Raw genomic sequence first — 11,488 nt, 5'->3', positions numbered from 1 at the left:
CCGCCCTGACAGAAGGCATGGCCGAAATCCCTGCCACTCCGCCTGCAGTGCGCGCTGAAGGCGACACGCTTTCGCTGGAGACGCTGCGGAGCGGCCTTGATCCGGAGACGGCTGCGCGCATTGACTTGCAAAACCGCGCCCGGGTGCAGCGCGCCTGGGAAGTGCTGAGGGCCACTGGCCGTCCGCTGGCGCAGTGGCAGGATAGCACCCCCGCCCCTGCGCTGCCGCTGGAAAACTGCACCGCACTGGTGCTGAACTCGGACAAATCCTGGCTGGAGGCACGCATCCGCAAACGCTTTGGCCTGATGCTGGACCAGGGCGCCATGGGTGAGATCAAAGCCATGCAGGACCGGTATGATCCTGCGCTGCCCTCCTGCAAGGCGATCGGGGTGCCGGAACTGATGGCATACGCCCGCGGCCGGATCACGCTGGAAGAGGCCGAAGAGCGTGCCGCCATTGCGACCCGGCGATTTGCCAAGCGGCAGCGCAGCTGGTTCCGCGCCCGGATGAAATCCTGGCATCAGGTTGCACTGGGCTGAAGCCAGCGCCCTGCGCTGCTGCTGAGGCATCAAGATACTGATGGCGCATGCAGCAAGGAAACGGCACGGACAAGTTTAGGCAATTTCCGTTTCGGCCGGCAAAAACTTGCCAGAATCAGTGATTCATGGCCTTGTGCAGCCGATCAATATTGTTCCTGTGACCTAAATAGCTAATGCCATTTGATCCCAATCTTTCTGCAGAAATCCAAGTTGCCACGCTGTCCCGCCTGGCGCCCGATGGTGCGTGGCAAACCAGACTGGCGCATACCCGCCGTGAACACCTGCTGATCTGGATCACCCGCGGCCAGGGGCGGATCTGCCTCAACGGGGTGCAGCGCGGGTTTGGCCCGAACTGCGCCATTCTCATTCCTGCGGGCACCCTCTGGTACGCCGACTTCGGCCGCCAGTGCCAGGGGCAGTTTCTTTCGATCTCTGGCCCGCTGCCGCCGCCTTTCCCCGACACACCGGGGCACAAGCGCTTTACCAGCCTTGAGGAGCAGGCGCGGCTGACGACGCTGTTCGAAGCCATCGGACGCGAGCAGGCGGCGCAGGCACCGCTGTGGCGGCGGGCGGTTCATTCCTATTGTGAACTCGCTGCAATCACCCTGCGCCGGCACGCCGAGCCCGCCGCCCCGCCGAGCCGGGAGACCGCAGCCCGGCGCCTGTGCCAGGCCTATTGCGCCCGCGTTGCCGGGATGGAGGGCACCCCCGCCACCATGGCAGACCACGCCGCAGCTCTGGATGTGACCCCCACCCACCTGACCCGTGTCTGCAAGGCGGAAACCGGCAAGACCGCCGCCGCCCTGCTGACGGAGCGCCAGCTTCACGCTGCCCGCACCCTGCTGATCAGCTCCGAGCTGGCGATCCGCGACATTGCCGCCCAGCTGGGATTCGGCAGCGCCGCCTACTTCACCCGCTTTATCTCCCAGCACACCGGTCAAACTCCAAGCACTCTTCGCAAGGCGGCACGTTCCGGTTCGCAATAGTTTGATCCGGAAGCAGATTCTCGTGAACACGGCTTCGAAGGCCGGTTTCCGCCCAATTACTGGGCAGTTTTGAACAGTATACGGCGGCATCCCAAATCAAATCAGAAAAACGACGGCGGAAATGTCGTATTTTTACCTCTAAACGCCGAAACTGTGCATTGACGAAACGGCATATCTCTGCCCGAATGCGGGTATGGGGAAACTTTAATCCGCAACACCAAACAAAAGCACCCGGCAGCCGCCGGGCCAAAATCCGTTTCGAAAGACAAAAACCAAACGGTACAACAGGGAGACCTAAATGACCAAAGACACCATCAACGGAGCACCGGTACACTGGGCCGCCAAAATGCACGCCAAAGAAGTGCTGGATGGCAAGCTTGACCGCCGCGAGTTCCTGACCCGCGCCACTGCGCTTGGTGTGACCGCAACCGCAGCTTACGGCATGATCGGCATGGCCGCGCCGGTGAAGGCTGCCGAAAACCTGCAGCAAGGCGGCACCCTGCGCGTTCAAACCGAAGTGCGCCCGCTGAAAGACCCGCGGACTTTCGACTGGTCGCAAATGGCCAACTTCTCGCGCGGCACCATCGAATACCTGGTTGAGTACAACAACGACGGCTCCTTCAGCCCGATGCTGCTGGAAAGCTGGGAAGTCAATGAAGACGCCACCGTTTACACCCTGAACGTCCGCAAAGGCGTGAAGTGGAACAACGGCGACGACTTCACCGCCGAGGACGTGGCCCGCAATATCGCAGGCTGGTGCGACAAAGGCCTGGAAGGCAACTCCATGGCCGGCCGTTTCGCAACCCTGGTTGACGGTGAGACCGGCCAGGCCATCGAAGGCGGCATCGAGGTGGTCGACAGCCACACCGTCAAGCTGAACCTGCCGTCCTCGGACATCTCGCTGATCGCGGGCATGGCCGACTACCCTGCGGCAATCGTCCACTCCTCCTTCCAGGCGGACGACTTCCTGAGCAACGTCGGTACCGGCCCGTATCTGATGAACGAGCTGGAAGTCGGCGTGCGTTCGCAGCTGGTCCGCAACGACAACCACACCTGGTGGGGCGAGGCCATCTTCGGCAAACCGGCGCTGGACACCATCGAATACATCGATTTCGGCACCGACCCGTCGTCCTGGCTGGCAGCTCTGGAATCCGACGAAGTCGACATGCTCTATGAATCGGTTGGCGAATTCATCGACGTGATGGACGGCCTCGGCTACAAGCGGTCCGAAGTTGTGACCATGTCCTCGATCGTGATCCGCCCGAACCAGCTGGCGGAAGTCGACGGTCAAAAGCCCTACGCGGACAAGCGCGTGCGCCAGGCGATCCAGATGGCCGTGGACAACTCGGTCTGTCTGGAGCTCGGCTATGGCGGCCGCGGCGAACCGGCTGAAAACCACCATGTCGGCCCGATCCACCCGGAGTATGCCGAACTGCCGCCGCAGAAGGTTGACCCCGAAGGCGCCCGCGCGCTGATGGAAGAAGCCGGCATGATGGACTATGAGCACGAGCTGCTGTCGATCGACGACGACTGGCGCCGGAACACCACCGACGCGGTGGCCGCACAGCTGCGCGATGCAGGCTTCAAAGTGAAGCGGACCGTGCTGCCTGGCTCGACCTTCTGGAACGACTGGTCCAAGTACCCGTTCTCCTCGACCAACTGGAACCACCGCCCGCTGGGCGTGCAGATCTGGGCGCTGGCCTATAAGTCGGGCGAAGCCTGGAACGAATTCGGCTGGGAAAACGCCGAGTTTGACGCCCTGCTCGCCGAGGCCCTGTCGATCGCCGACGCTGACAAGCGCCGCGAGATCGCAGCCAAGGGCGAGGCCCTGATCCAGGAAGAGGGTGTGACCATCCAGCCCTACTGGCGCTCGCTGTACCGCCACATGCGCGAAGGCGTCATGAACGCCGACATGCACGTGTCCTTCGAGCATCACCACTACAAGTGGGGCTGGGCCGCGTAAGCGTCCTTCAGCAAGGCTTAGACTGATGCACCGCCCCATCCGGGGCGGTGCGCTCCAGCTTAGATGATAAGAGACCCGCATTTTCAGCCGGGTCCGATCCGCCAGACTGACAGGGGACCCCATGGGACTTTTCATTCTCCGACGTTCGGGCGTGATGCTGCTGACGGCCTTGTGCCTGACGTTCATCGTGTTTTTCCTGACGAACCTATACCCAAACCTCGAGAAACTCGCCAAAACCCAAGGCAACTTCCGGATGTCGGACGAAGCCGTGGCCAGCTGGCTGGATTCCAACGGCTATGCCGAGCCCATGGTGGTCAAATACGGTCAATGGCTGGGCGTGCTGCCGGGCTGGACCCGTGAGACCGAAGACGGTTTCACCGGCCGCTGCATCACCGGTACCGCAACGGCTGAGGAATTTGCAGAGGCCTCCACCTTCTGCGGCATTCTGCAAGGCGACTGGGGCTATTCCACCCGCTTCAAGGACGAGGTTTCCACCATCGTGTCCGAGCGTTTGGGCAACACCGGGTTCCTGATGCTCTGCGTGCTGCTGATCATGGTGCCCTCGGCGCTGATCATCGGCGTTCTGGCCGGGATGCGCGAAGGCTCGGCAACCGACCGCAGCCTGTCGACCGCGTCGATCCTGACCACGGCAACACCGGAATACGTGTCCGGCGTTATCTTCATCGCGGTCTTCACATCTTCCACTGTCGGCCTGAAATGGTTCAAGGGCACCGCCACTTCGGCGATGGACAATCCGACCTTTGAAAACTTCTTCCTGCCGGTTCTCACCATTGCGCTTTACGGCATGGGCTATATCGCCCGCATGACCCGCGCCTCGATGACCGAGGTGATGACAGCGCAATACATCCGCACCGCGCGCCTCAAAGGTGTGAGCTTCCACAACATCGTTCTGAAGCACGCCCTGCGCAACGCGCTGATCGCCCCCTTCACCGTCATCATGCTGCAGTTCCCCTGGCTGCTGAACGGCGTGGTGATCGTCGAGACCCTGTTCAACTACAAGGGCTTCGGCTGGGTGCTGGTGGAAGCCGCGGGCAACAATGACATCGAACTGCTGCTGGCCGTCTCCGTGGTCTCAGTTGTCGTGGTTCTGGTGACCCAGCTGATCTCCGACATCGGCTATGTGTACCTGAACCCGCGTATCCGGATCTCTTAAGGAAAGCAGCAGAGCATGGAACCTCTTAGCACATTTGAAATTGCAGGGCGTATCATCTACCAGCTGTCCCCCGTCTGGATCTCGCTGGTGTTCCTCTACGCCTTCTCCATCGGCTTCAAACGCAAGCTGGGCCTTTACGGCAAGCTGTTTGACAGCCCCATCGGCATGATCGGTTTCGGCCTGGTGATGTTCTGGGTGTTCACCGGCATCTACGGCGCCATGGACATGATCGTGACGCATGACCCGCTGACCCAGGTCTCGGGCATGAAGAACAAGGTCCCCGGCACCCCGCTGCGCGGCGCAGAAGAAGGGGATTACCCCTATTACCTGCTGGGCGGCGACAACCTGGCCCGCGACGTCTTCAGCCGTCTGGTCAAAGGCGCCTGGGAAGTGATCAAGATCGCCCCGATGGCTGCGGTGTTTGCCTTCATGGTCGGCATCACCTTGGGTCTGCCTGCCGGTTATTACGGCGGCCGCCTGGACACCATCCTGTCCTTTGCTGCCAACCTGATCCTGGCCTTCCCGGTGATCCTGCTGTTCTACCTGCTGGTCACACCTGAGATCGTCGCAACCGGCGTGCCGAACTATATGGCGATCGTCCTGTTCGTGTTCCCGATCGTCTTTGTCGGCGTGCTGCTGAACTCGCGGTACTACACCCGGCCCAAGCTGCGGAACTTCCTGCTGCCGCTGGTTCTTGGCCTGATCATCTGGTTCTACCTGCAGCTGGTCTCCAACGGCGGCTACCTGATCAACACGCCGTCCTACTCGATCTGGGGCCTGCCCTCGGCAATGGACATGTTCGACATTCCGGGCGGTATCCTGGTGGTCTTTGTTTCGGTTGTCTTCGTCAACTCGCCCACGGTGTTCCGTATCGTGCGCGGCCTGACGCTCGACATCAAAACCCGCGACTATGTGGCTGCGGCCCAGACCCGCGGCGAAGGTCCCTGGTACATCATGCTGTGGGAGATCCTGCCCAACGCACGGGGCCCGCTGATCGTCGATTTCTGCCTGCGCATCGGCTACACCACGATCCTGCTGGGCACCCTGGGCTTCTTCGGCCTCGGCCTGCCGCCGGAAAGTCCGGACTGGGGTTCGACGATCAATGACGGCCGCAAGCTGCTGTCGATCTACCTGCACCCGGCCCTGCCGCCTGCCTTCGCCCTGCTGACGCTGGTTCTTGGTCTGAACCTGCTGGCCGACGGCCTGCGCGAAGAGAGCCTCAAGGATTGATCCGGCTGGGGGACCGGCCCGCCCGGTCCCCCGGTAAATTGGAGCCAGACACCGGGGAAGCCTTCCCCGCCCGCTCCAACAGGGAGACAAGAATATGAACAAACTGGCAGACTACGACGGCCCGATCCTCGAGATTAACAAGCTGTCGATCTCCTTCTTCACCCGCCTGCGCGAAATTCCTGCGGTGATGGACTTCTCGGTCACCGTCCAGCCCGGCGAGGCTGTCGGCCTCGTTGGCGAGTCCGGCTGCGGCAAATCCACTGTTGCGCTTGGCGTCATGCAGGACCTGGGCAAGAACGGCCGCATTGTCGGCGGCAACATCAAGTTCAAGGGCCGCGACCTGGCCGAGATGAGCGCCGAAGAGCTGCGCGACATCCGCGGCAATGAGATCGCGATGATCTATCAGGAGCCGATGGCCTCGCTGAACCCGGCGATGAAAATCGGCAAGCAGCTGATGGAAGTGCCGATGATCCACGAGGGCGTCAGCGAGAAAGAAGCCTATGCCCGCGCGCTGGAAGTGGTGACCGACGTGCGCCTGCCCGACCCCGAGCGGATGCTGAACTCCTTCCCGCACCAGCTGTCCGGCGGCCAGCAGCAGCGGATCGTGATCGCGATGGCGCTGATGTCGAAACCGGCGCTGCTGATCCTGGACGAGCCCACCACCGCCCTGGACGTGACGGTTGAGGCCGCGGTGGTCGAACTGGTCAAGGATCTGGGCAAGAAATACGGCACCTCGATGCTGTTCATCTCGCACAACCTCGGCCTGGTTCTGGAAACCTGCGACCGCCTGTGCGTGATGTACTCCGGCGAGGCGGTCGAGCGCGGCTCGATCAAGGATGTCTTCGACGAGATGCAGCACCCCTATACCCAGGCGCTGTTCCGCTCGATCCCGCTGCCCGGCGCCGACAAGAACTCGCGCCCGCTGGTGGCAATCCCAGGCAACTTCCCCCTGCCCCACGAACGCCCGTCCGGCTGCAACTTCGGCCCCCGCTGCGACTATTTCGAAGAGGGGCGCTGCGACCAGGACATGGTGATCCCGATGTCGCCGGTGCATGGCAATGACCGCCATGAAACCCGCTGCCTGAAGTTCCAGGAGATCGACTGGAACGCGCCGATCACGGTGGGCGAGCAGAAGGAAAAGACCGCGCCCGGCAAGGTCGTGCTCAAGATGGACAACCTCAAGAAGTACTACGAGGTAGCCGCCAACGCCCTGTTCGGCGGCGGCGAGACCAAGGTGGTCAAGGCCAACGAGACCCTCAGCTTCGAGGCGCGCGAATCCGAGACCCTCGCCATCGTTGGCGAATCCGGCTGCGGCAAGTCGACCTTCGCCAAGGTGCTGATGGGGCTGGAGACCGCCACCGAAGGCCAAATCCTGCTCGACAACCAGAACATCGAACAGGTGCCGATCGAAGAGCGCGACACCAAGACCGTCTCGGACGTGCAGATGGTGTTCCAGAACCCCTTCGATACGCTGAACCCGTCGATGACCGTCGGCCGCCAGATCATGCGGGCGCTGGAGATCTTCGGCATCGGCAACTCCGAGGCCGAACGCAAGAAAAAGATGCTGGAGCTGCTGGATCTGGTGAAGCTGCCCCGGGCCTTTGCGGACCGGATGCCGCGCCAGCTGTCGGGCGGCCAGAAACAGCGTGTGGGCATCGCCCGCGCCTTTGCCGGCGGTGCGCGTATCGTGGTGGCGGACGAACCGGTTTCGGCGCTCGACGTGTCGGTGCAGGCGGCGGTCACGGACCTGCTGATGGAGATCCAGCGCAACGAGAAGACCACGCTCCTGTTCATCTCCCACGACCTGTCGATCGTGCGCTACCTCAGCGACCGGGTGATGGTGATGTACCTCGGCCATGTGGTGGAGCTGGGCGACACCGATCAGGTGTTCTCACCGCCCTACCACCCCTACACCGAAGCGCTGCTGTCGGCGGTGCCGATTGCCGATACCTCCATCGAGAAAGAGCACATCGTTCTGGAAGGCGACATTCCTTCGGCGATGAACCCGCCCCCGGGCTGCCCCTTCCAGACCCGCTGCCGCTGGAAATCCGAAGTGGCAGGCGGCCTGTGCGAGCGCGAAGTGCCGCCGGTGCGCCAGCTGGAGGATGGACACCAGATCAAGTGCCACCTCAGCGACGACGTGCTGGAGCGGATGACCCCGGTGATCAAGATCGCCGCGGAATAACAGTTTCCGCTTCGGCCAACGGGCCAATCAAGACAGGAAAAAGCCGGGCCTTTCAGCCCGGCTTTTTCTTGAAAAATTTGCCCGAGATGATGTCGCTTTAAGAGGAACCCGGTTCAAACTTACCAGTCAGTGCAGCGTTGCGGTCCCACTCCTGCCACTTGCTGATCCATTCCTGCCCCCCCAGGGCCTCAGCCATTGGCTGCAGCTGTTTTTCAAAGGGCTTCCATTTCTCCAGCCCCTTGGTGTTGATCTTTTCCCGCACCTGATTAACCGAAGCTGTGTTGACAATCCCTGCCCCTTCTTCCGGGTTCAGACAGGCGTCCTCCCAATCCAATCCGCAATGCGCAAGCAAACCGCGGATCTGCGTTTCAGGCTCACGTACCAGCGCTTCGTACGACTGTACCCGCATTTGATCTTGCACTTTGCTCTGGTAATCCAAGGCTGACCTGTAAACCTCCGAAGTCATATGCCCCATCCACTCCAGCTTGCAGGTAAAAGGCGTAAGTTCGCGGAAAGAAATAGAGATATTGGACAGCCCGACGTCAAGCGGATGCCGCGACATAAACACAATTTTCGCTTCTGGCAGCAGTACATGCGCCAAACCAATATTAAAGCAGTTCAATGGCATCTTATCAACAACCACAGGCCCCTTGTCATCACCACGCAAGGCGGCTGTATAGTAGAACTTCCTGAAAACCAAAATCTCTTGGTCCGTCAGGCTGCCGAACCAGGACCATGGGTTTGAACCACGCCCTACATCCTCGCAGTACTTCCGAACTTCCCGGTAAGTACTGCCCAGAGCCTTACTCTCCCCCACGGAACCAACGGAAGAGTGGCGTTTAAGGATCGTTTCAGTCAGCGTTGTTCCTGATCGGGGAAGTCCACACACAAATACCATCTTTGGCCCATCCGAAGGCATCTCCAACGGGTCATTAGCCTTAAATACTGCAGTTTGGATGTCGACCAGCTGGGTGGAATCAACGGGATTGAATTTTGCACCGAGCAACTCCTTGGATTTCAGGAAATGGCGCATAGCCGCAGCAGGTTTTTTCTGCCGCCTTTCAATATTGCCCAACGCATTGAACACAATCGAAGCATCCTTAGGAGGAAGGTCCTTCCATTTTGCCAGTTTCTTCAGCCGTGCTGTGTGCCCGCTCATCGGCGAAAAAGGTTCAAGATTATTCAGCGCAGTCAAGGCTCTGATCAAATACGGGTCAAGTTCCAGCGCCTTCTTGAAGTTCTCAATTGCGGACTCCTTGTCACCCGCTGCCATTTGCATGCTTGCCAGTTTACCCCAAACTGCAGCCGTATCCGGCCAGCGGTCACACATGACCTTCATCAGGGAAATGGCCGTATGTTCGTTGCCAAGATAGAAGTAACACAAAGCGGCTCGGTCGATGGTCCTTATTTCCAGGTCCCCCCCCCTGAGGCGCGGGTTCAAGACTGCCAGCGCTCCCTTGAAGTCGCCTTCGTCCTTCAGCCGGTCGACTTCCACGAGCCAGCTCTCTTTCGGCGCTGTGTTTTCAGGGACGATGTCATCAGGGATTGTGCGCAAATGCTGGTTCATTAGCCTACTCAATTCTTCGAGAACCAGCCCAAGCTAATAGATTCCGGTAAACACGCAGTGAATAAGAAAGGCGCCTGAAACCTTGCCCAGACGCCTTTCTTGCGTCCCCCACTCCCACGGGGGCGGCGCGTTTCAGCTCAGCAGCAGCACGACAATCATCAGGAGGTTCATCGACGCAAACTGCATCAGCCGGGGCGCCTGTTTACCGCGGGCCGCCGCATAAAGCGCCGCAGCGACAGACAGCGCCAGCCCAGCCAGCGCCAGCGATCCGCCCACGGCACCAGTCAAACCGGTCTCCGGGCCCCAGGGCGAACCGGGCAGAACCATGCCCTTGAGCCCGACGCCAACAACGATACCGCTTATTGCCCCGGCCAGTGACAAGGCTGCGCTGCGCGGCCTGCGCGGCAGGCGGCTGCCAAGCACGCTGTCGATCATCTGACGGGTCGGCACTGCGCTCGGCTGCCAGTCGATACCATCGATGCGTTCGTCAAAGCTCTTGATATACAAGGCATTTCCCTCCTGAACCTGAAGACAGATTCACGAAAAATTAAGGCAAATGCGTGACACATCGGCGGAGTTAACGGGGCATTAATAGATCTTACCCACAGGTTAACCGCCTCAAAGGATAAGCCGGGACGGCCTCAGCTGCCCCAGATCTTTTTCACGTAGTTCTGGGTTTCCTTGTAAGGCGGCACCCCGCCGTATTTCTGCACCGCTTCCGGCCCCGCGTTATAGGCCGCAAGCGCCAGCCGCCAGGACCCGAATTTGCGGAACTGGCGGGCCAGATAGCGGGCACCGCCTTCCAGGTTCTGTTTCGGCACCGCCGGGTCCACCCCCAGCGCCCGCGCCGTGGCCGGCATCAGCTGCGCCAGGCCAAGCGCACCCTTGTGCGATTTGGCATTCGGGTTCCAGTTGCTCTCCTGCTGCACCAGGCGCAGGAACAGTTCCTCAGGCACCCCATGCAAGCGGGCAGCATCGCGCGCCATCTGCAGATATTCCCCCCGGTACTTGCCCGAATAAGGCAAGCCGCCGCCAGCGGACGGAATACTATAGGTCTTGGGCTGCAGACGGGCCGAGTTCTTGTACTGTGTCGCCGCGCGGCCATCCAGCACCCTGGTGTGGGCGGAAAACAAGTCCCGCCTGCTCTTGGTGCCGAAAATATCCGCTGAGGCAGGCTGCCCTGCCCCGATCATCGCAACAACCACCCACGCAACCGCTTGGCGCATACTCACTGTCCCGGCACTGTCCCACTCTGCCGGAATATAACTAATTCAGAACAAATTTAAAGCAACACGGGCGTGAGCTGCCGCCACGCCGCGCAAACACAGTCAAATTCATCCCCAGAGACCTGCTTTTCTAGGGCCACGCGGGTCTATAGTGTGCTGGGAAACCAGAGCGGACGGATTCGCGCCAGACCGCTGCGGAACCAGAACATCAAGAAACAAAGGACCGAACCCTATGGCCGGCTCACTGAACAAAGTCATGCTTATCGGCAACCTGGGCCGCGACCCCGAGGTGCGCAGCTTCCAGAACGGCGGCAAAGTGTGCAACCTGCGCATCGCCACCTCCGAAACCTGGAAGGACCGCAACACCGGCGAGCGCCGTGAGCGCACGGAATGGCATTCGGTCGCAATCTTCAGCGAAGGCCTGGTTCGGGTCGCTGAGCAATATCTGCGCAAAGGCTCCAAGGTTTATATCGAAGGCCAGCTGCAAACCCGCAAATGGCAGGACCAGAGCGGCCAGGACCGGTACTCCACCGAGGTGGTGCTGCAGGGGTTCGGCTCCACCCTGACCATGCTTGACGGCCGCGGCGAAGGCGGCGGCGGCGGCGGTTATGGCGGCGG

The 11,488-nt window shown here is 60.9% G+C and carries 10 protein-coding genes; 7 read left to right on the top strand and 3 right to left on the bottom strand.

Annotation, left to right across the window (positions count from 1 at the left end; all coding sequences use genetic code 11):
* The 6 genes from RA20_RS21075 to RA20_RS21050 all read left to right on the top strand — a co-directional run.
* Window positions 1-539 (top strand): tRNA (adenosine(37)-N6)-dimethylallyltransferase (locus RA20_RS21075; protein ID WP_039133393.1); only part of this gene is annotated, 539 nt, incomplete at its 5' end.
* Window positions 540-712: 173 nt separating this feature from the next.
* Window positions 713-1,525 carry a helix-turn-helix transcriptional regulator gene (locus RA20_RS21070; RefSeq protein WP_039133390.1) on the top strand — a complete coding sequence of 271 codons (813 nt, stop codon included), beginning with the start codon at window positions 713-715 and terminating at the stop codon, window positions 1,523-1,525.
* A 298-nt stretch (window positions 1,526-1,823) separates the two neighbouring features.
* On the top strand, window positions 1,824-3,488 hold the full coding sequence (locus RA20_RS21065) for an ABC transporter substrate-binding protein (RefSeq protein ID WP_039133387.1): 1,665 nt from the start codon (window positions 1,824-1,826) through the stop codon (window positions 3,486-3,488).
* A 121-nt stretch (window positions 3,489-3,609) separates the two neighbouring features.
* A complete protein-coding gene (locus RA20_RS21060) occupies window positions 3,610-4,662 on the top strand; it encodes an ABC transporter permease (protein ID WP_039133384.1) in 1,053 nt (350 codons plus the stop codon).
* A 15-nt stretch (window positions 4,663-4,677) separates the two neighbouring features.
* A complete protein-coding gene (locus RA20_RS21055) occupies window positions 4,678-5,892 on the top strand; it encodes an ABC transporter permease (protein WP_039133381.1) in 1,215 nt (404 codons plus the stop codon).
* A gap of 94 nt (window positions 5,893-5,986) precedes the next feature.
* Window positions 5,987-8,077 (top strand): dipeptide ABC transporter ATP-binding protein, encoded by a 2,091-nt coding sequence (locus RA20_RS21050; RefSeq protein ID WP_039133379.1) that lies wholly within the window; start codon window positions 5,987-5,989, stop codon window positions 8,075-8,077.
* Between the two features lie 97 nt (window positions 8,078-8,174).
* Here the strand turns inward: RA20_RS21050 and RA20_RS21045 are convergent, their stop codons facing one another.
* The 3 genes from RA20_RS21045 to RA20_RS21035 form a co-directional block, all read right to left on the bottom strand.
* Window positions 8,175-9,644, bottom strand: a complete 1,470-nt coding sequence (locus RA20_RS21045; protein ID WP_039133376.1) for a tetratricopeptide repeat-containing sulfotransferase family protein — start codon at window positions 9,642-9,644, stop codon at window positions 8,175-8,177.
* A gap of 132 nt (window positions 9,645-9,776) precedes the next feature.
* Window positions 9,777-10,151, bottom strand: a complete 375-nt coding sequence (locus RA20_RS21040) for a hypothetical protein (protein ID WP_039133373.1) — start codon at window positions 10,149-10,151, stop codon at window positions 9,777-9,779.
* A gap of 134 nt (window positions 10,152-10,285) precedes the next feature.
* Entirely contained in the window at window positions 10,286-10,870 is a 585-nt protein-coding gene (locus tag RA20_RS21035; RefSeq protein WP_039133371.1) for a lytic transglycosylase domain-containing protein, read from the bottom strand.
* 232 nt (window positions 10,871-11,102) lie between these two features.
* Between RA20_RS21035 and ssb the strand changes: the two genes are divergently transcribed.
* Window positions 11,103-11,488: single-stranded DNA-binding protein (gene ssb / locus RA20_RS21030; protein WP_039133368.1), on the top strand; the 386-nt coding region annotated here is incomplete at its 3' end.

The organism is Leisingera sp. ANG-Vp (genome assembly GCF_000813725.1).
In the GTDB taxonomy this organism is placed as follows: Bacteria; Pseudomonadota; Alphaproteobacteria; order Rhodobacterales; family Rhodobacteraceae; genus Leisingera.
This window is presented reverse-complemented; position numbering and strand designations above follow the sequence as displayed.